This is a genomic window from Streptomyces polygonati (genome assembly GCF_042650325.1).
Taxonomy (GTDB): Bacteria; Actinomycetota; Actinomycetes; order Streptomycetales; family Streptomycetaceae; genus Actinacidiphila; species Actinacidiphila polygonati.
Genome location: NZ_JBHSBB010000010.1, coordinates 831,077 through 850,538, shown reverse-complemented (window position 1 = coordinate 850,538; position 19,462 = coordinate 831,077). Strand labels below are relative to the sequence as shown.

Genomic DNA, 19,462 nt, shown 5'->3' with positions numbered 1-19,462 from the left:
CGTTGTGCTGGGGGACGAGGGGAGCACAGCCGGTGAAGGCGCAGACGAAGAGGGTGCCGCGGGCGGTACGCGAGCGGCAGATGCTGGACGCGGCGGTGGCGACGTTCGCCCGGCGCGGTTACCGGTCGGCGTCCATGGACGAGATCGCGGAGGCCGCCGGGGTCAGCAAACCGCTGGTCTACCTCTATCTGAACTCCAAGGACGAGCTCTTCACCGCCTGCATCCGGCGTGAGGCCGACGCGCTGACCGCCGCGATCCGGGCCGCCGTCGAGCCCGGCGCCCCCGCCGACCGCCAGCTGTGGAGCGGCCTGCTCGGCTTCTTCGAGCACACCGCCGCCCACCCCGACGGCTGGACCCTCCTGCACACCCAGGCCCGAACGGTCGGCGAGCCCTTCGCCGCCGAGGTCGCGCTGATGCGGGCCGAGATCGTGGAGTTCGTCACCGCGCAGATCGCCGCGGCGGCGCGGGACACGGACCGCGCCGATCCGATACCGGCGGGCTGCGAGGTGGCCGCGCTGGCACACGCGCTGGTGGGGGCGGCGGAGTCGCTGGCGGGGTGGGGGAGCGGGTCGGAGCGGTCGGGGCGGGAGAACGCCGCGACGCTGATGAACTTCGCCTGGTCCGGCCTGGCCAACCTCATGCGCGGCGAGCACTGGACGCCGTGAGACCCGCCCGCCCGACGAGATGGACCACCCCGTCCGGCCCGCGCAGCGCGAAGTCCGGCCCCTGCGCGGCGTAGTGCACGGTGGCGGGCAGCGGCACCGGGCGGCGGAACTCGACGGAGACATACCTGACCTCGGGCCGCACCGCGACGCAGCGCGCCAGCGTCCACATGCCGTGCACGATGGGACGGCGGAAACCCAGCGGGCGGGCCGTCCAGGCGTAGAGGTGGATCGGGTTCCAGTCGCCGGAGACCCGGGCGTGGCGCCGCCCGAGATCGGCGGGCAGCGGCCACACCTCGCGTTCGGGCAGCTCCCCGGCGGTTTCCCCGCCCGCCGGCCGTTCCGCTGCCCGCGCCCCGGCCCCGTCCGCCACCCGGTGCCGGGCCAGATACGTACTGCGGTCCTCCCACACCACCTCGCCGCCCAGCCGGGCGCGCGTCACCAGCACCACTTCCGTACCGCGCCGGTGCGCCCGCAACCCCTCGGTGCGGACGCTCAGTTCGGGCCGGTCGGTGACCCGCAGCGCCCCCCGGGCGGAGATGGTGGTCCCGGTGTGCACCAGCCCGGCCAGCGGCAGCGGAAACGCCCGGGCGGCCATGATCCGCGCGGCCAGCGGAAAGCCGAGGATGTGCGGATAGGTCAGCGGGAGCACGCCGCTCCCCGGATCGGCGAAGCCGCACACCTCCGCGTAGGCCGCCAGCCGCGCCGCGTCGATCCGCACCCCCGGCCGGGACAGCCGCAGCTCCGGCAACTCGCCCCGGAAGGCGGCGGGCCGCTTGCCGACCCCGGCCACCGCGCCCCGGGCCAGCGTGAGGAGAAGCGCCATCACGCCCCCAGCAGCGACTGGCCGCACACCCGGACGACCTGCCCGCTGATCCCGCCGGACGCCGGTGAGGCCAGCCACGCCACCGTCTCGGCCACGTCCACCGGCAGGCCGCCCTGCCCGAGTGAGTTCAGCCGCCGGCCCGCCTCGCGGATGAACAGCGGGACCGCCGCCGTCATGTCCGTCTCGATGAAGCCGGGCGCGACCGCGTTGACGGTGACACCGCGCTCGCGCAGCGCCTCGTCCGCCGCGAGGGCCCGTACGAAGCCGATGATCCCGGCCTTGGAAGCCGCGTAGTTGGTCTGTCCGGCGTTGCCCGCGATGCCGGCGATGGACGCGGTGGCCACGATCCGCCCGTGGTCGTTGAGCGCTCCGGCCGCGAGCAGGTGCCCGGTGGTGCGCAGCACACTGCCGAGGTTGACCTCCAGCACCGCGTCCCAGCGGTCGCCGTCCATCCGGGACAGCCGGCGGTCGCGGGTGATGCCGGCGTTGTGCACCAGCACGTCGAGGCCCCCGCCGAGACCGCTGTCGTGACCCCTGCCGAGCCCCGCCACGGCCGCCGCGATCCGCTCGCCGGCGTCCGCCGCCGTGATGTCCAGCGCCAGGGCGGTGCCGCCGAGCCGGGCGGCGACCGCGCCGAGCGCGTCCCCGGCCGACGGGACGTCCAGGCACACCACATGCGCCCCGTCCCTGGCGAGGGCGGCGGCCACCGCCTCCCCGATGCCGCGCGCGGCCCCGGTGACCAGCGCGGTACGCCGCCGGTCGCCCGGTGGCGGCTGCCCGGGCGCCGGACCCACCTCGATGACCTGCCCGGACACATAGGCCGACTTCGGCGACAGCAGGAAGTCGAGCGTCGAATCCGGCGCGGCCCCCGGCGCGAGCCGTACGAGCTGTACGGTCCTGCCCCGGCCGATCTTTTTGCCGAGCGAGCGGACGAAGCCCTCCAATGCCTGCTGGGCGGCGGCCCGGTGCAGGTCGCCGTCGCCCGGCCGGGTCCCGAGCACCACCACCCGGCCGGACGGCGCGAGCCCGGCTGTCAGCGGGTGCAGCGAGGTGTGCACGGCCCGCAGCCCGGCCGGCTCCGCGATGCCGGTCGCGTCCAGCACGACCGCCGCGTACGGCGCCGGTGAGTGCGGTGAGTCCGGCCGGTCCGGTGCCGGCTCGCCCGCCGTCAGCCGCAGGACCGGCCCGTCGAGTGAGGGCCGTTCGGCCGACCAGCGGCGCAGTGGGGCGGGCTGGGGCAGTCCGAGCCGCCGGGTGAGGAAGCGGCCGGGGGCCGTGCCGGTGAGGCGCAGGTAGCGATCGGCCATTGGCCTTCTCCTTACCCTGGAGTAAGTTTACCGGCGGTAAGGCTACTGGTGCGGTGCGGTTCCGGCCAAGACCCGGCCACGGCCCGGGGCTTGGCTCGGGGCCCGGCCCCGGGGTTGGCCACCGCCCCTGCTCCCGCTCCCGCCCGTCGTCCGGCCCGCCGTCACCGCAACTCCCCCGGAGGGAACCGCATGCAGTCTGTCCGCCGTGTCGCCGTCATCGCCGGGAACCGGATTCCCTTCGCACGCTCCGACGGGCCCTACGCCACCGCGTCCAACCAGGACATGCTCACCGCCGCGCTGGACGGCCTGGCCGCGCGGACCGGGCTGGCGGGGGAGACCGTCGGCGAGTTCGTGGCCGGGGCGGTCCTCAAGCACAGCCGCGACTTCAACCTCGCCCGCGAGACCGTGCTCGGCTCCGTACTGGACCCGGCCACCCCGGCCTACGACCTTCAGCAGGCCTGCGCCACCGGTCTCCAGTCGGTCTTCGCGGTCGCCGCCAAGATCGCGCTCGGCGTCATCGACTGCGGTGTCGCGGGCGGCGCCGACACCACCAGCGACGCGCCGCTCGGCGTCAACGACGAACTGCGCCGCACCCTGCTGGCCGCCCGCCGTGCCAAATCGCCGGGCGCCCGGCTGCGCGCGCTGGCCGCCGTACGGCCCCGGCACCTGGTGCCGGACATCCCGCGCAACGCCGAACCGCGTACCGGCCTGTCCATGGGCGAGCACGCGGCCCTCACCGCCGCCGAGTGGGGCATCACCCGCCGGGCCCAGGACGAACTGGCCGCCGCCAGCCACCAGCGCCTCGGCGCCGCCTACGACCGCGGCTTCTTCGCCCCGCTGGTCACCCCCTACCGCGGCCTGGAGCGCGACCAGAACCTCCGGCCGGACTCGACGGCCGACCAGCTGGCCCGGCTGGCCCCCGTCTACGGCGGCCCGGACGGCACCATGACGGCCGGCAACTCCACCCCGCTCACCGACGGCGCCGCTGTCGTCCTGCTGGCGAGCGAGGAGTGGGCCGCCGCCCGCGGTCTGACCCCGCTGGCGTTCCTGACCGCGTACGAGACCGCCGCCGTCGACTATGTGTCCGGCGGCCCCCGCTCCGACGGCCTGCTGATGGCGCCCGCCTACGCCGTACCCCGGATGCTGGCCCGCGCCGGCCTGCCCCCGGACGTGTCCCGCTTCGACCTCTACGAGATCCACGAGGCGTTCGCGTCCCAGGTGCTGGCCACCCTCGCGGCCTGGGAGGACAAGGACTACTGCGCCCGGCGCCTCGGCCTGGACGCCCCGCTGGGCGTCATCGACCGGACCCGGCTCAATGTGGCCGGCTCCTCACTCGCCACCGGCCACCCCTTCGCCGCCACCGGCGCCCGGATCGTGGCGACCCTCGCCCACCTGCTGGCGGAGCGGGACGCGCCGGGCCGGGGCCTGATCTCCATCTGCGCGGCGGGCGGCCAGGGCGTGACCGCGGTGCTCGAACGCTTCTGAGCAGGGGGGACAAAGAGGCAGGGGCCCCGCTAGGTGTGCGGGGCCCCTTGGTACTGCAGGTTCTGGGCGCGACCGCGCCGTGGAAAACCGGACTAGCGGGAACTAGTTCGGGGTGACGTTCTCCGCCTGGGGGCCCTTCGGGCCCTGGGTGACGTCGAAGGTCACCGGCTGGTTCTCCTCAAGGGAGCGGAAGCCGGAGGCGTTGATCGCGGAGTAGTGAACGAAGACATCCGGGCCGCCGCCGTCCTGGGCGATGAAGCCGAAGCCCTTTTCAGCGTTGAACCACTTCACGGTTCCGGTAGCCATAAAGCCCTCCTTGGGCCCAAAGGGTTGCCCTGCTCCAGAACCTGCAACTGCGAAGTCTGAAAATTACAAAAGCCTGCGGGTTACATGCTCCGCAGGCTTTAGTACTGCAAGGAAACCAAACTGCAACTTGCGATGAGCCTAGCATGTGCGGTCTGGGCCGGGGAAGGGCATGAAGATCTCTCTTTCCCGGGTCGCGCCACGGCCTGCCGGACCGCCTCCCGACCGCCGCCCGGACGGTCGCCGCGCAGGCGGGGGGCCGCGGGGGCGTGTCCGGCGGGCCCGCCGGCGGACCTGGTGGTGAACCCGCGCGGGACAGGCGTGGACATCGGGTGATAAAGGCCATACGGCGTGCCACCGCCACCCCGGCGCGGCTTCGGCCGAACCCAGGAGTAGCGTCCGGCATATGGACACATCTGCGCGTGGTGACGTTATCGGCGGCGTAAGCGGAGAGGTAAGCGGCCCGGTCCGCCCCCGGGTGGGCCACATCCAGTTCCTGAACTGCGTCCCCCTCTACTGGGGCCTTGCCAGAACCGGCGCGCTGCTCGACCTGGAGCTCACCAAGGACACCCCGGAGAAGCTCAGTGCCCAGCTGGTGGACGGTGACCTGGACATCGGCCCGGTCACCCTCATGGAGTACCTGAAGCACGCCGACGAACTGGTTGCCCTGCCGGACATCGCGGTGGGCTGCGACGGCCCGGTGATGTCCTGCGTGATCGTCAGCCAGGTCCCGCTGAAGCAGCTCGACGGCCAGCGCGTCGCCCTCGGCTCCACCAGCCGCACCTCGGTCCGGCTGGCGGAACTGCTGCTCACCGAGCGCTACGGTGTCTCGCCGGACTACTACCGCTGCCCGCCCGACCTCTCGCTGATGATGCAGGAGGCCCAGGCCGCCGTCCTGATCGGCGACGCGGCCCTGCGCGCGTCCCTGCACGAGGCCCCCCGCCTCGGCCTGGAGGTCCACGACCTCGGCCAGATGTGGAAGGACTGGACCGGCCTCCCCTTCGTCTTCGCCATCTGGGCGGTGCGCCGCGACTACCTCGCCGCCCACCCCGAAGCCGTCCACGACGTCCACCGCGCCTTCCTCGCCTCCCGCGACCTCTCCCTCGAAGAGGTCGCCAAGGTCGCCGAGCAGGCGGCCCGCTGGGAGGCCTTCGACGAGGACCTGCTGCGCCGCTACTTCACCACCCTCGACTTCTCCCTCGGCCCCGACCAACTCACCGGCATCGCCGAATTCGCCCGCCGCGTCGGCTTCCCCCCTCCGGCCCGCGTGGACCTGCTCCCGCCGCGACCGGTCGCCTGACGTCCCGTCACCCGCTCCCGGCCTCGGGCTGACCCGAGGGTGCCGGGCCCGGTAGGTTGAGGGGTCTGCAGACCGTCGCAGCCGGCTGCAACTCAGGCGCCACGGGGGTCGGCCCTGCGGCATGTTCAACGGGAGGCTTGAGCCGCCATGGCTAATGTCAACGTCACGTACCAGGACATGAGGGACGCGGCCACCAAGCTGCGCACCGGCCAGCACGAGATCACCGAGAAGCTGCACACGCTGCAGAAGTTCGTGCAGGACCTGGTGAACGGCGGCTATGTGACGGACCGCTCGTCGAAGCAGTTCGACCAGTCGTACACCGAGTTCAACGCCGGTGCCACCAAGACCATCGAGGGCATCGACGGCATGGCCCACTTCCTGGAGGCCGCGGCCGACGCCTTCCAGCAGGCGGACGAGCAGCTGGCCAAGGGCCTCGGCGGCTGATCCGCACGTCCTCGGGCGCGCGGCACCGGGGCGGTCCCTTCCCCGGGGCGGCGGACCGGCAGGCGTAGGCTGGCCGAGTCCGACCTGACCCCTCCGAAGGGACCGCCCCGGTGACTTCCCCGACCTCCCCGTCGAGCGACATCGCAACCGTCCTCGAACGCGCCGCCCACGGCGGCCGGGTGACCCCGGAGGAGGCGCTGGACCTCTACCGCTCGGCCCCGCTGCACGCGCTGGGCGCCGCCGCCGACGCGGTGCGCCGCCGCCGCTACGCCGGCACCGAGCACATCGCCACGTACATCATCGAACGCAACATCAACTACACGAACGTCTGTGTGACGGCGTGCAAGTTCTGCGCGTTCTACGCCGCCCCCAAGGACACCGACAAGGGCTGGAGCCGCGGCCTCGACGACATTCTGCGGCGCTGCGCCGAGACGGTCGAACTGGGCGGCACCCAGATCATGTTCCAGGGCGGGCACCACCCGGACTACGGCGTCGAGTACTACGAAGAGCACTTCGCCGCGATCAAGCGGGAGTTTCCGCAGCTGGTGATCCACTCGCTGGGCGCGTCCGAGGTCGAGCACATGTCGCGGATCTCCGGGGTGAGCGCGGAGGAGGCGATCCGCCGGATCCACGCGGCCGGGCTCGACTCCTTCGCCGGCGCCGGCGCCGAGCTGCTGCCGGCCAGGCCCCGCAAGGCCATCGCGCCGCTCAAGGAGTCCGGCGAGCGCTGGCTGGAGATCATGGAGACCGCGCACGGCCTCGGTGTCGAGTCCACCTCCACCATGCTGATGGGCACCGGCGAGACCAACGCCGAGCGGATCGAGCACCTGCGGATGATCCGCGACGTACAGGACCGCACCGGCGGCTTCCGGGCGTTCATCCCGTACACCTACCAGCCCGAGAACAACCACCTCAAGGGCCAGACCCAGGCCACCCTCTTCGAGTACCTGCGGCTGATCGCCATCGCCCGCCTCTTCCTCGACAACGTCGCCCACATCCAGGGCTCCTGGCTGACCACCGGCAAGGAGGTCGGCCAACTCTCCCTCCACTACGGCGCGGACGACCTCGGCTCCGTCATGCTGGAGGAGAACGTCGTCTCCTCGGCCGGCGCCAGACACCGCTCCAACCGGATGGAACTCATCCACCTCATCCGCGCGGCCGGCCGCGTCCCCGCCCAGCGGGCGACCACCTACGAACACCTGATCGTCCACGACGACCCGGCCAACGACCCGGTCGACGACCACGTCGTCTCCCACCTCTCCTCAACCGCGATCGAGGGCGGCACGGCGCACCCGGAGCTGAAGATCCTCGAAGCCCGCTGACCGCCACTGCTGGCGGCCAACGGCCAACTTGGCGTGCGGTGGTACCTCGTGAGCACCTGCGCCGGCTCGGCCGACATCGGTCCACCCCATTGCCGTCGCGAGCAATGTGAGCGTGGGCCGGTTCCGGCCCACGCTGGTCGACATTGATGCGCTGGTGGCCGAGCTCACCTGCGGCTGGTGGCCCGCCTTCAATTTCGAGTTACCTTCTTTAGTCTGCCTGACTGAGTCCCGCCCCGCGGAAGGCGCGTGGTGCTGGATGGACGACTCATCGACCTTAGCTGGCTGGGGATTGAACGTTCCATTGGAGCTCTTGAGAATCGTGGCAATGCCGACGGAGGAGAGCTGCGAGATTTATCTCGATTAGCGCGCTGGCATACATATAAGCGTCAAAGACACCAAGAAGCCCTCGGGTCAGCCCAAGAGCTTCTGGTAGTGCCCTAGCCTGCGCGCGGAGAGTCACTCGCGCGACGATTTCCTAGGTTGCCGAGGTATTGTCGTTCTCTCGCCCGTGAGAAAACGGATGTAAGACAAGTTGAAGTGCCCGCCTGCCGTAGGCACGAACGGCCTCTTTTTGCTCAGCGAGAACTTGCTCACGTGCTTGCTCGTATAACCTGTCGCCGCGTAAGAGCTGGGCTCGCTTCTCCATGTAGGCCTGCGGGTCTTGCCTGAACTCGGCCATTAAGACCTCGACGTCCGTTGGCCCGTCGTCACGTGTATCGGTAACGATTTCAGGCAATCCTTTGCGTTCCATTGCATTCCCCCTTGGTGTACTTTCGGCTATCTATTTGCCTTTCTCGTACTTCGTTTATTATTCCCAAAAACTATTCCATCGTAACGCGAAGGTGGACATTTAGTCAACCAATTCTACAGTTGGCCGAATCTGGCCTTGCTCGGGGCGGCCGAGACGGATCCCGGCGCCAGGGTAAACGATCTTGCGTTCCTTGATCACGAACGTGGCTGCGGCTATGGCTATCACGGGCAGGCGGGACTTCGGGCCAACTTGGAAGAAGTTCCCTTCTTACAACATCGTTATGCAACTTTTGGTCGGATTATTTTCTAAGCAGTTCACCGAGTGCTAACCTGCGCCGTCATGGCGATACGTGGGTGGGGGATCAGCCGAGGTACGGCAGCCGCAGGCGTGTTAAACGTCCTGGCCTACGCTGCGGCCGCGATGGCCGGGGAGTACGAACTGGGGTGGGTCTTCTGGGTCGTGATGACCATCGGCGCAGGAGCAACCTTGACGCTGATCTTCATGTCGGCGCGTGGTGCCCTCGTCGGGAAGCGACTCGTGGACGCGGCTGCCGCCTCCCAGCGCAATCTCTTGCAGGAGATGCTGGTCCCGATCATCGAGGTACTCGGTGCGATCACCGTAACTACGGCTATCCAGGAACGCAAAGAGTTAAAGAAGCAGATGACGCATGTCGTCATTACTGCGGCTCGCCTCGTCGGGCCCGCCGCCTCGCGTGTCTGTTTCTTGGAACTTGAGGGTGCGGCAGGAAGTCGTGTATTGAAATGTCGTCCTGGTATGTGGATCGGGCGCCAGGAGACGCCGCAGACAAAGTTTGAAGAGGGAACGCAGCGAGGCGATCGGCTCCTAGGTCACATGGATTCTCGTAGACCGCTCTTCGTAGCTGATCTGACTAGCGAGGCGCCCGCACTTCAACCAGACAGTAACACATACAAAACTTTCATTGCGGCTGCTGTCGCGCCTTCGATCAACCACGAAGCCTACGGGATATTGGCAATAGACGCAATGGCCCCGGGTGATTTGCAGGAGGGTGATAAGAAAATCATCGAGGTATTAGGGCAGTTATTAGGATCGGCTTTAGCAATGTGACCGCAGGGCAATATCGTATGCATCAGTTGGCCGGTCTGCTACCTCCAGTAAAACCCGGGGGCTCCCCTCTCCATCGGGAAGCCCCTTCGCGCGTAGGCCCTCGACGGCCTGGCTTTGGCCGACCTCATCCGGGTCTCCGTGGACGCTCGCCTTCCCGGCATCGACCGGCCTTCGTTTCAGGTTGGTGGCTCGGAGTCTTCAGTGCTCGGAGGACGCCGTGGAGTTCGGCGCTCAGTTCCTCGGACCTTCGTCCCTCCAGCGTCTGGTGGACGAGTTGGTCGTAGCCCATACGGCTCAGCACGTTGCCACCGAGCTTCGGGTCGGTCAGTCCCACCAGACGCCGCGGGAACGGTGCCGTTGCCTTGCCGCCGTAGTCCAGGCAGATCATGCCCTTCAGCACCCCGTCGATGCGATGTGGGTGCGGGCTGTTTCACTGCTGCTGCGGATCGTCATACCGCTACCGTCTCGATCCTGTCGCGATGCGCCAAGCAGGTTGCGTCCAAAACTTGTTGCATGAGCGCGATGTCCACCGGTTCCAATTCGTTGCAGGCCACTGGCGCCGTCAGGGGGAGTTCGGCCCAGACGATTTTTCCGCCGGCCGCGGGACGGGAGATGTCCCATCGCGTGCAGAGCGATTCCACCAGGAAGAGTCCGCGGCCACCTTCGGAATCCGGGCTCTGCTCCGGGATGACGGGTGAGCCATCAGCGCTGTCCCAGACTTCGACGTAGAGACAGGTGTTCATCATGCGTAGCTGCACCCCGATGAGTTGGTGCGCGCTGATGTCCTCCCGCTGCCGTTGTTGGTCTGTATTGCCTGTGCTCTTGACGGCGTTGGTGACGAGCTCCGAGACCACCAGTTCGGCAACGTCGATCTGTTCGCCGAGCTGCCAGTTGGTGAGGGTGTGCCGGATGAAGGACCGGGACAGACCGACTGCGGTGAGGACCGCGGCCAGGCGGATGCCGGAGACGACGCGGGTTCTCGGGGGCGGCGGTGTCTTCACTGGTTCACCTCGTGCACCTCGGCGCGGGCGTTGTGCACGACGTGTGCCCACAAGTTGTCCTGGAGCGGGTGGCTGGTGCCGAAATGCTCGATGGACGGCACCAGTACGGCCCGACTGCCGGTGCGCCTCAGCTCTTCGACCAGTTCGGTCAGGACATCGATACTGCCTTCCTCGACCTCCTGGTAGACGGCTACGAGGTCGTAGCCCCGGGCCTGTGCCCAGCGGAACAGGTGCAGCTCTTCCCGCATGACCTCCACATCCGGTGTCACGTCGTACGCGCGCATGTATCCATAGATCAAGGGTTTTCCGATGGTCACGGCTGCACCCCTTGGACGATCCAGATCCGCGCCCCGATCTCCTTCTCGATGTGGTCACGCATAGCCATTTGCAGGCCGGGCAGCTGAGCGAAGTGCCATAGGGACGGCACGATGACGTCGTGCACACCGCCCCGCTGGAGAGCGGTCGCCAAACAGTCGAACGCCGGTGCGCCGGCTCGCACTTGTTCGACGAACAGTTGAGTCAGCGTGAAACCCTCACGTGTGGCGTACGCGGTCAACTCCTCTTTGATCGCCGCGCCTTCGTCGCTCCCACCGCTATCGGCAGCCAGCCTCATGTAGCCGTACATTCCAGATGGCATCCATTCCTCCTCTTGAGCCCTCGCGGGTCGACCGATGACGAGCGACCGCACCTGGAGTCGCCAGTGGGTCCGGTAAGCAGGTAAGCGCCTCGATCTTCGAAAACCCACAGCAGGAGTGCGGCACGGATGACGCATCTGTGCCGCATTCGATTGCCTGGCCTGCGCGAGCGTTGCCGCAGCCACTAGGCTGATTCCCGCCCCCATGTCAGTCGGAGGGATGGGCGATGCCCGCCAAGCGCATGCGGTTCACCAAGCGGCGAAAGTCGGCAGGCTTCACACAGGAGGGCTTGGCCGAACACCTTGGCGTCGAGCGTTCCACCGTCGGCCGCTGGGAAAGCGCCGAGACCGAACCGCAGGCCTGGTTACGACCGAAGCTCGCCCGTGCTCTGAGAATCAGTGGCGAGGAACTCCAAGCCGTCCTCGATGACGTGACGATCATCCAGGCGCAGCAGAGCGAACGTGTGAACTATGCGCTGGAACACCCCGGCTCGGTCGATCTGGTGGTGGTCGCCTACCTTCACGAGCGGCTCCGCCAGCTCGACGAGTCCTATGACCGAGCGTCGTCCACCAGCCTGCTCGGCCCAGCCGGACACGTCCACGGTCAGGTGAAGTTCCTCCGGGAGAACGCCTCCGACCCGCGTGTCCGTCGAGCGCTCTACGACGTAGAGGCCGACTCGGCGACGATCATGGGCCAATTGATCTGGGATGTCAGCCAAAGACGCGACCACCAGGCACCACTCTCCTACTTCGCGGAAGCGGTCGGCGCCGCGCACCATGCCCGTGACCCGTCGACGGCGTCCTACGCCACCCTGCGGATGAGCTACGTGGCGCTCTACGGCGAGAAGAACCCGGCCCGCGGTGTCATGCTCGCCGAGCAGGCAGCCGGACTGGCCAAGCTCGCCAGCCCGTCACTCACCGGTTTGTCCCTGCTCCACGTTGCCGAGGGGCACGCCATGACCGGGGCGGTCAAGGAGTGCGAGGACGCCCTCAGGAAGGCGGAGGCGCAGTTCGACCGGGTGAGCACGGACGATGTGGCCGCGCCGTACTACACGGTCAATGAGTACAACCGGCTGGTGGGATCGTGTTACCTGTTCCTTGACCTACCGGAGCGGGCCGAGCCGATCCTGCGCGTGACCACTCGAGCACTGGCATCCAAGAAGAAGAGTCAGGCCATCGCGCTCGGCAACCTGACACTGGCCCTCATCCGGCAGGGCAAGCTCGACGAAGCGGCCAGCACCATGCACCGCACCATCGACGCGGTGGAACTGACACGCGGGGGCGGCGGACTCAACCTGGCCTTCTCCGCTGGTCGGGCGCTTCGGCAGTGGCGTAACGAACCGTGGGCGCAGGACATCAACGATCGTCTGCTCGCCCTGATGGCAGCGATCTAGGACGGGTGGATACGTGAGCGACATCGATGAGGCCAAGCAGGCTGTCCGCGACCGCGTCTGGCGGCGTCTCATAGCGGGAGGCGGCGCGCCCGACGACTCCTACGGCAAGATCCCCGGTTTCTACGGCAACGACCGGGCGGCAGAGCGGCTGGCCGGGCTCGACCTCTGGCAGCGGGCAGCCACGGTCAAGGCCAACCCCGACTGGGCGCAGCTTCCCGTACGTATCCGCGCTCTGGAGGACGGCAAACTCCTCTACATGGCCGTGCCGAGGATGGCGAGCATGGAGCCGTTCTACGAGATCGACCCGAATACGTTGACCGTGTCCGCCGAGGAGGCCGCCGACAAGAGGGGCGCGGCTCAGGTCGCCCGTCGGCTCGGTGTCGGGACGATGCGACCTGTCGACGTGGTGGTGTGCGGCAGCGTCGCCGTGAACCGATCGGGCGTCCGCATCGGCAAGGGGGCCGGATACTCCGACCTTGAGGTGGCGCTGCTGATCGAGGCCGGCCTGGTGACGGACGACACGGTGATCGTCGCACCGGTTCACGGCCTCCAGGTCGTCGATGAAGACATCCCCGAGACCGAGCACGACTTCAGCGTGGATGTCATCGTCACTCCCGACGAGGTGATCCTGTGCACCGGCCGGCGCCGCCCGCGGGGCTTGGTGTGGAGCGATCTCACGGCGGAGAAGATCGCCGCTATTCCGGTACTGGCGGCGCGGCAGGCGTCGCGGAGACGCTCGTAGGACATGCACGGTCCGCCGAGCCGCGGCCGATCGCGCCCACGCGGCGGCGGCCGCACGGAGAATGCGGCGCGGCGTCCCGGTGCGGGCGCGTCCGGGCGACGCATAGGGTGAGGGCGTGACCCGGGCCTCATTGGAAAAGCAGCCGCAGGATGTCGCCGCGATGTTCGACGGCGTGGCGGCGAAGTACGACCTGACGAACGACGTGCTGTCGCTGGGGCAGGCGCGGCTGTGGCGGCGGGCCGTCGCGCAGGCGCTGGATGTGCGGGCGGGGGAGCGGGTGCTGGATCTGGGGGCGGGCACCGGGACCTCCTCGCTGCCGTTCGCGGCGGCCGGCGCCGAGGTCGTGCCGTGCGACTTCTCGCTCGGCATGCTCAAGGAGGGCAAGAAGCGCCACCCCGAGCTGCCGCTGACCGCCGGGGACGCGACGCGACTGCCGTTCGCGGACGGCGTGTTCGACGCGGTGACCATCTCCTTCGCGCTGCGCAACGTCCACGACACCGACGCCGCGATGCGCGAGATGCGGCGGGTCGCCAAGCCCGGCGGGCGGCTGGTCATCTGCGAGTTCAGCCATCCGACGCTGCGCCCGCTGCGGACCGTCTACACCGAGTACCTGATGCGTGCGCTGCCGCCGCTCGCCGAGAAGGTGAGCAGCAACCCGGACGCGTATGTCTACCTCGCCGAGTCGATCCGTGCCTGGCCCGACCAGGCGGCGCTGGCCCGCCGGTTGCAGGGCGCGGGCTGGTCCGCGGTGGCCTGGCGGAATCTGACCGGCGGGATCGTCGCCCTGCACCGGGGTACGAAGCCGGCCCAGAAGCCGGCATAGCGCGGGCACGGTACGGGAATTACGGCTCTAAGCTGCGTTTCCGAGGGGAGGACGGCATCCCCCGGCCTGCCCCGGAGGTGCCCGTGTCCCACTGCCCCGCGTGCGGGAAACAGGTCGCCGAGACGGCGGGCATACGTTCCTGTCCGCGCTGCGGTGCGCGACTCGTCGGCGAGACAGGTGAGACAGGCGATATCGGCGCGACGGCCGCGAGCGCCGCAGCCGTATCCGCAGCCGTATCCGCAGCCGTATTCGCAGCCGAATCCGCTCCGCCCCCCGCGCCGCCGCCCCCGCCATCCGCCCCGCCGACCGTGCACTTGACGGCGCCGCCCGAGCCGATCGGGGCGTCCGCCGTCCTCTTCGCGCGCCGCGTCGTCACCGGCCCCTGGGAGTGGACGGCCGTCGTCCCCGCGCTCGGCGTGGCCGCGCTCGCGCTGGTGATCGGGGCCTGGACCGGGGCCGCCGGGCAGTGGTCCGGCGCCGGTTTCGGCATCCGCACCCGGGTGGCGCTCGCGCTGCTCGTCCGGGGGCTCGGCGGCTCACTGAGCATCAGCGAGAACTTCGATCTCACCGGTTTCGGGGGCGGCTTCGACGGTGACGACGCGGGCGGCGGCACCGTCTTCGGCGACGACGGGCACTTCCCGCCGGCCAGCAGCGTCACCGAGACCTACACCCTGCTGCCGCTGACCGTCACCCTGCTCTGGATCGGTCTGCTGACCGTAGTGCTGCTCGCCGTACGCCGCCGGCAGCGCGGCCCCGAGGCGGCGGTGCGGGTCGCGCTGACCGCCGGGGCCGGCGCGCTCGCGCTCGCGCTGTCCGGGCAGCCGAGCATCGGGGTGGACGACATCGGCAGCGGGCCGTTCGCGGTGACCGTCGGTGCGCTGCTGATCAGCCTGGCCGCCGCGCTGCTCGTTCTGTGCGGCCCCGAGGTGCGGGCCTGGCTGACCGCGCGGCCGGTGCTGGAAACCGTCGTACGGGCGGTGCGTACGGCGGTGACGGCCCTGCTGCTGTGCGTCGCCTTCGCCGGCGCCGTCGTGTTCGTGATCGTGCTGGCGCACTACGGCCAGCTGACCGGCTGGGATGTGGCGCTCGCCGGGCTCATGGTGCTCAACCTGGGGGTGTCCGGCCTCGGACTCGGCTGGGGCGTGCCCGTCAGGATGACCCAGCACCTCCCCTCGGGCGACGCGTTCCACCTCTCCTTCGGCCTGTCGGAACTGGACCGAGTCTGGGGACGCTGGGCGGTGGCCGGGGCGCTGGCGGGCGGGCTGCTGTGCGCGCTGCTCATCGGGTTTTTGGCGGTACGCCGGTCCCGGGACCGGCGGGAGCGGTTCATGGTGGCGGGCGCGTTCACCGCGCTGTTCCTGCTGCTGGTCGCGGTCGGCGGCTTCACGGCGGGCGGCGACTCCGGCACGGTGGCCCTCGCCGCCGGGGTCGGGCACATGAGGCTGGCGTCCGGCCTGCCGGAGGCGCTGCTGTTCGGGGCGCTGTGGTCGTTCGGCGGGGTGCTCGTCGCGCCGTATCTGTGGCGGGCGGTGCCTGGCGGGCGGTCAGCTGACGTATCGCCGGTCGGGGGGCCGACCGGCGACGTACCGCCGACCCCACCCCCGGCGCCCCCGCCCCACCAGCCCCCGGCCCCGCCCGCGTTGCCCGCCGAGCCGGCCGTCATCGACCTCGGGATCGTCCAGCCGCCCCGGCTGAGCGGGCCGGACGGGCGGGACCGGCCGGGCAAACCGCCCAAGCGGCGCTGAGGGCCGGCCGCCCGCGCGGCCGTTCCCGGACCGGCACGGCGGGCGCCGTCCGATGTCTCCCGAGAGCCGCCGCCGCACCCGCGCCCCCGGCCTCATAGACTCGGTCCCACCGCTGTGCACCGCCAGCGGCCAGGACCAGCGACTGCACCGCCCCCTCGCCGAAACGGGAGAGCCCCACCGTGACCGACTCCGCCGCCCTGTCCGAGCGCAGCGCCGATGTGATCGTCGTCGGCGCCGGGCCCGCCGGTTCGACGACCGCGTACTACCTGGCGAAGGCCGGACTCGACGTCCTGCTGCTGGAGAAGACCGCGTTCCCGCGCGAGAAGGTGTGCGGGGACGGCCTCACGCCGCGCGCCACCAAGCAGCTCGTCTCCATGGGCATCGACATCTCCGAGGAAGCCGGCTGGCTGCGCAACAAGGGCCTGCGGATCATCAGCGGCGGGCTGCGCCTGGAGATGGACTGGCCGGAACTGGCCGCCTACCCCAACTACGGCCTGGTCCGCAGGCGCGAGGACTTCGACGAACTCCTCGCCCAGCAGGCGGTGAAGGCGGGCGCGCGGCTCTACGAGCGCTGCAACGTGGGCGCCCCGATCATCGAGGAGCGCACCGGCCGGATCACCGGCGTCCAGGCCAAGCTCGGCGAGGAGAAGACGCCGGCCGCCTTCTACGCGCCGCTGGTGGTCGCCGCCGACGGCAACTCCACCCGGCTGTCGCTGGCGATGGGCCTCCACCGCCGGGAGGACCGGCCGATGGGCGTCGCGGTCCGGACGTACTTCACCTCGCCGCGGCACGAGGACGACTACCTGGAGTCCTGGCTGGAGCTGTGGGACCGGCGAGGCCCGCAGGCACGCCAACTGCCCGGCTACGGCTGGATCTTCGGCCTCGGCGACGGTACGTCCAATGTGGGCCTGGGCATCCTCAACTCCTCCGCGGCCTTCCGCGAGCTGGACTGGCGCGAGGTGCTCAAGGCGTGGGTCGGCTCGATGCCCGAGGACTGGGGCTTCACCCCGGAGAACATGACCCAGCCCATCCGCGGCGCCGCCCTCCCGATGGCCTTCAACCGCCAGCCGCACTACACCCGCGGCCTGCTGCTGGTCGGCGACGCGGGCGGCCTGGTCAACCCCTTCAACGGCGAGGGCATCGCCTACGCCATGGAGTCCGGCCAGCTCGCCGCCGACGTCATCACCCAGGCCCACGCCCGCGCCACCGCCCCCCAGCGCGAACTGGCCCTGGCCAACTACTCCCGCATCCTCAAGGACACCTACGGCGGCTACTACACCCTCGGCCGCGCCTTCGTGAAACTCATCGGCAACCCCAAGGTCCTCCAACTCTGCAGCCAGCGCGGCCTCACCCACCCCATGCTGATGCGCTTCGCCCTCAAACTCCTCGCCAACCTCACCGACCCCACCGGCGGCGACGCGATGGACCGCATCATCAACGGCCTCACCAAAATCACCCCGCGGGCCTGAGCGCCGGTCTGAACTCCAGGCCGAGCACCGGCCCGAGCGCCGCCAGCCGGACACCGGACACCTGACACCGGGCACGGAAGCCGTATATCGGGCGGAAGACCGCCGTCGTTCCCCGGGTCGGGGTGGCGGCGGCCTTCCGCTCATTGCGGTGCCTGCGCGTCGGGAAGGCGGCTCAGGGCCGGCCCGCCGGAGGCGGTTCGGCACCGCGGGGCGGGCTCGGCGGGCTGGGGGTGGCCCGCCGGGCGGGGCTCAGAAGGCCCTGACCGCCCAGTCGGGCTCGTAGTCGACCAGGTTCTTGATGCCGACCGGGGTGGAGGGGTTGGCGGCGTCCAGGTACTGGCCGTCGCCTATGAAGACGCCGACGTGGAAGGCGCTGCCCTCGCCGCCCCAGAAGATGAGGTCACCGGGCTGGAGGGCGTTGAGGGACACCGGGGTGCCGAAGGTGGACTGCTCCTCGGAGGTCCGCGGGATCGTGATGCCGATCGAGGCGAACGCGGCCTGGGTGAGGCCGGAGCAGTCGTACGAGTCGGGACCGGTGGCGCCCCAGACGTAGGGCTTGCCGATCTGGGCCTTGAGGAAGGCGATCAGCTGGTCGGCCTTGCTGGAGGACGCCGGGGTCACGGACGGGGTCGCCGTGGGCGTGGCGGCCGGGGCGGCCGGAGCGGCCGTCGTGGTGGCGGTGGCGGTGGACGACGCGGTGGCGGTGGCGACCGGGGCCGCCACGACGGGCGCCGCCTGCGCGGCCGCCGCCGCGGCCGCTGCCTTCGCCGCGGCGGCCTTCGCGGCCGCGGCACGCTCCTTGGCGAGCCGGGCGGCCTTCCTGGCGGCCGCCGCCCTGGCGTCGTCGGCCTTCTTGGTCGCGGCGGCGCTGGCGGCCGCGTCCGCGGCGGCCTGCTCCCGCGCGGCGGTCAGCGAAGCGTTGACGGCGTCCTGCTCGAAGGCGGCGGCGGCCTGTTGGGCGCCCTCCGCGATCGTGCGGGTGGACGCCGGGGCCGCTGAGGCCGTCGACGCCGTGTCGGTGGTCGTGGAGGTGCGCGTGTTGTCGGCCATGGCCGGAGCGGCCGCGCCGCAGAGAGCGAGCGCGCTGACGACACCGCCGACGAGTCCGGCCCGGCGGACCCATGTGGGGCCACTGGGCGCCGCGTGCCGTCGGCGGCGGGTATGGCTGGGCGAATCGGACGTATGCGTCCGGAGCTGGTTCTGGGACATGCGCTCTTGGCTATCAGGAACGGATGGTTCCGTTCAACAAAGGTGGGATGCGACACACTTGACGTGCTCACGGCCCAATTGCCCGTTTTACGATCTTGCTTGGCGGGTGCTTTGCGCCGTTTTCATGGCCCTGGTCACCTATGCGCTCGTGCACGGTTTCACGCGCCTCCCGAGGGGCTCGAACGCCTTCCGCGGCCGGCTCGGCGCGCGCTATCACGACGATTCGTCCGATGCCAATTTGCCTCGGCGCCGCACCGCTTGATAGTGCGACAGGCCGGTTGACCAGCGGTAATACCTGGGCTTATGGCGTGAAGTGATCGGATGGGCCGCATCCGCCACCACTTCGCCGCTCATCCGACGACATGATCGTCTCCCGGGTGGTGGAGATCACAAAGGTCTGGCCGCACCCCGTGTCGCAGATCACAGACCGGGAGGCATAGGATGCAGGCGACTTGGGCTTGTGAACTGCCTCACATAACGCGATCTTTGCACTTCCGTGGCGCAGGGCAGCTCCCAAATCACGGTCCGTACATGTCAGTCATTGTCGACTGGAAGGAGCGGGGGACGGTGAACGCATACGCGCCCATCCTCGTGCTGGGAGTCATCGCGGCCGGCTTCGCGATCTTCTCCGTTTTCATGGCCTCGATCATCGGGCCGAAACGGTACAACCGGGCCAAGTTGGAAGCGTACGAGTGCGGCATCGAGCCGACACCGCAGCCGGCCGGCGGCGGCCGCTTCCCGATCAAGTACTACCTGACGGCGATGCTCTTCATCGTCTTCGACATCGAGATCGTCTTCCTCTATCCCTGGGCCGTCACCTTCGACCGCCTGGGGATGTTCGGGCTCGTGGAGATGCTCCTCTTCGTGCTCACCGTCTTCGTCGCATACGCCTACGTATGGCGCCGTGGCGGGCTGGAATGGGACTAGGGGACTGGGACTAGGGACCGAAGGGGACCAGG

The 19,462-nt window shown here is 69.8% G+C and carries 21 protein-coding genes; 12 read left to right on the top strand and 9 right to left on the bottom strand.

What is annotated here, in order from left to right; translation table 11 throughout:
- The first annotated feature begins 80 nt into the window (after positions 1-80).
- Positions 81-665, top strand: coding sequence for a TetR/AcrR family transcriptional regulator (locus ACFO3J_RS16545; RefSeq protein WP_386430246.1), 585 nt, complete (start codon positions 81-83; stop codon positions 663-665).
- Here ACFO3J_RS16545 and ACFO3J_RS16540 read toward each other — a convergent pair.
- Both ACFO3J_RS16540 and ACFO3J_RS16535 read right to left on the bottom strand, forming a co-directional pair.
- Entirely contained in the window at positions 637-1,488 is an 852-nt protein-coding gene (locus ACFO3J_RS16540; protein ID WP_386430135.1) for a MaoC family dehydratase, read from the bottom strand. The two genes, ACFO3J_RS16545 and ACFO3J_RS16540, sit on opposite strands and share 29 nt — an antisense overlap.
- Positions 1,488-2,795 (bottom strand): 3-oxoacyl-ACP reductase, encoded by a 1,308-nt coding sequence (locus ACFO3J_RS16535; RefSeq protein WP_386430134.1) that lies wholly within the window; start codon positions 2,793-2,795, stop codon positions 1,488-1,490. Before ACFO3J_RS16535 ends, ACFO3J_RS16540 begins: the two co-directional genes overlap by 1 nt.
- A gap of 189 nt (positions 2,796-2,984) precedes the next feature.
- Between ACFO3J_RS16535 and ACFO3J_RS16530 the strand changes: the two genes are divergently transcribed.
- Positions 2,985-4,280 (top strand): acetyl-CoA C-acetyltransferase, encoded by a 1,296-nt coding sequence (locus tag ACFO3J_RS16530; RefSeq protein ID WP_386430133.1) that lies wholly within the window; start codon positions 2,985-2,987, stop codon positions 4,278-4,280.
- A 102-nt stretch (positions 4,281-4,382) separates the two neighbouring features.
- On the opposite strand, the gene ACFO3J_RS16525 is transcribed toward ACFO3J_RS16530, so the two are convergent.
- Positions 4,383-4,586, bottom strand: coding sequence for a cold-shock protein (locus tag ACFO3J_RS16525; RefSeq protein ID WP_033177709.1), 204 nt, complete (start codon positions 4,584-4,586; stop codon positions 4,383-4,385).
- Positions 4,587-4,989: 403 nt separating this feature from the next.
- On the opposite strand from ACFO3J_RS16525, the gene ACFO3J_RS16520 reads away from it, so the two are divergent.
- From ACFO3J_RS16520 to mqnC, 3 genes are all read left to right on the top strand, one after another.
- A complete protein-coding gene (locus tag ACFO3J_RS16520) occupies positions 4,990-5,883 on the top strand; it encodes a menaquinone biosynthetic enzyme MqnA/MqnD family protein (RefSeq protein ID WP_386430132.1) in 894 nt (297 codons plus the stop codon).
- A gap of 147 nt (positions 5,884-6,030) precedes the next feature.
- Positions 6,031-6,327: a WXG100 family type VII secretion target gene (locus ACFO3J_RS16515; RefSeq protein WP_386430131.1), complete on the top strand. Its 297-nt coding sequence runs from the start codon at positions 6,031-6,033 to the stop codon at positions 6,325-6,327.
- Positions 6,328-6,437: 110 nt separating this feature from the next.
- Positions 6,438-7,649, top strand: coding sequence for a cyclic dehypoxanthinyl futalosine synthase (gene mqnC, locus ACFO3J_RS16510; RefSeq protein ID WP_386430130.1), 1,212 nt, complete (start codon positions 6,438-6,440; stop codon positions 7,647-7,649).
- Between the two features lie 475 nt (positions 7,650-8,124).
- Here the strand turns inward: mqnC and ACFO3J_RS16505 are convergent, their stop codons facing one another.
- Entirely contained in the window at positions 8,125-8,400 is a 276-nt protein-coding gene (locus ACFO3J_RS16505) for a hypothetical protein (RefSeq protein ID WP_386430129.1), read from the bottom strand.
- A gap of 387 nt (positions 8,401-8,787) precedes the next feature.
- Between ACFO3J_RS16505 and ACFO3J_RS16500 the strand changes: the two genes are divergently transcribed.
- On the top strand, positions 8,788-9,486 hold the full coding sequence (locus ACFO3J_RS16500) for a hypothetical protein (protein WP_386430128.1): 699 nt from the start codon (positions 8,788-8,790) through the stop codon (positions 9,484-9,486).
- Between the two features lie 124 nt (positions 9,487-9,610).
- On the opposite strand, the gene ACFO3J_RS16495 is transcribed toward ACFO3J_RS16500, so the two are convergent.
- Genes ACFO3J_RS16495 through ACFO3J_RS16480 form a run of 4 tightly spaced genes read right to left on the bottom strand, consistent with a single transcriptional unit; the run spans position 9,611 to position 11,124 of the window.
- Positions 9,611-9,886 (bottom strand): hypothetical protein, encoded by a 276-nt coding sequence (locus tag ACFO3J_RS16495; protein WP_386430127.1) that lies wholly within the window; start codon positions 9,884-9,886, stop codon positions 9,611-9,613.
- A 49-nt stretch (positions 9,887-9,935) separates the two neighbouring features.
- The gene (locus tag ACFO3J_RS16490; RefSeq protein ID WP_386430126.1) at positions 9,936-10,487 is read right to left on the bottom strand and encodes an ATP-binding protein; all 552 of its coding nucleotides are present in this window, start codon (positions 10,485-10,487) and stop codon (positions 9,936-9,938) included.
- Positions 10,484-10,804 (bottom strand): hypothetical protein, encoded by a 321-nt coding sequence (locus ACFO3J_RS16485; protein ID WP_386430125.1) that lies wholly within the window; start codon positions 10,802-10,804, stop codon positions 10,484-10,486. The genes ACFO3J_RS16490 and ACFO3J_RS16485 overlap by 4 nt, the downstream gene beginning before the upstream one ends.
- On the bottom strand, positions 10,801-11,124 hold the full coding sequence (locus ACFO3J_RS16480) for a hypothetical protein (protein ID WP_386430124.1): 324 nt from the start codon (positions 11,122-11,124) through the stop codon (positions 10,801-10,803). Before ACFO3J_RS16480 ends, ACFO3J_RS16485 begins: the two co-directional genes overlap by 4 nt.
- A gap of 224 nt (positions 11,125-11,348) precedes the next feature.
- Here ACFO3J_RS16480 and ACFO3J_RS16475 point away from each other — a divergent pair, with 224 nt between their 5' ends.
- The 5 genes from ACFO3J_RS16475 to ACFO3J_RS16455 all read left to right on the top strand — a co-directional run bounded on the left by ACFO3J_RS16475 (position 11,349) and on the right by ACFO3J_RS16455 (position 17,294).
- Positions 11,349-12,515, top strand: coding sequence for a helix-turn-helix transcriptional regulator (locus ACFO3J_RS16475; RefSeq protein WP_386430123.1), 1,167 nt, complete (start codon positions 11,349-11,351; stop codon positions 12,513-12,515).
- A gap of 13 nt (positions 12,516-12,528) precedes the next feature.
- Positions 12,529-13,257 (top strand): 5-formyltetrahydrofolate cyclo-ligase, encoded by a 729-nt coding sequence (locus tag ACFO3J_RS16470; RefSeq protein ID WP_386430122.1) that lies wholly within the window; start codon positions 12,529-12,531, stop codon positions 13,255-13,257.
- Positions 13,258-13,372: 115 nt separating this feature from the next.
- Positions 13,373-14,080, top strand: coding sequence for a demethylmenaquinone methyltransferase (locus ACFO3J_RS16465; protein WP_386430121.1), 708 nt, complete (start codon positions 13,373-13,375; stop codon positions 14,078-14,080).
- A gap of 314 nt (positions 14,081-14,394) precedes the next feature.
- Entirely contained in the window at positions 14,395-15,825 is a 1,431-nt protein-coding gene (locus tag ACFO3J_RS16460; RefSeq protein WP_386430120.1) for a hypothetical protein, read from the top strand.
- Positions 15,826-16,004: 179 nt separating this feature from the next.
- Complete coding sequence (locus ACFO3J_RS16455) at positions 16,005-17,294, top strand: geranylgeranyl reductase family protein (protein WP_386430119.1); 1,290 nt, start codon at positions 16,005-16,007, stop codon at positions 17,292-17,294.
- 249 nt (positions 17,295-17,543) lie between these two features.
- Here the strand turns inward: ACFO3J_RS16455 and ACFO3J_RS16450 are convergent, their stop codons facing one another.
- Positions 17,544-18,344 (bottom strand): C40 family peptidase, encoded by an 801-nt coding sequence (locus tag ACFO3J_RS16450; RefSeq protein ID WP_386430118.1) that lies wholly within the window; start codon positions 18,342-18,344, stop codon positions 17,544-17,546.
- A 726-nt stretch (positions 18,345-19,070) separates the two neighbouring features.
- On the opposite strand from ACFO3J_RS16450, the gene ACFO3J_RS16445 reads away from it, so the two are divergent.
- Positions 19,071-19,430: an NADH-quinone oxidoreductase subunit A gene (locus tag ACFO3J_RS16445; RefSeq protein ID WP_386430245.1), complete on the top strand. Its 360-nt coding sequence runs from the start codon at positions 19,071-19,073 to the stop codon at positions 19,428-19,430.
- The last annotated feature ends 32 nt before the right edge of the window (positions 19,431-19,462 follow it).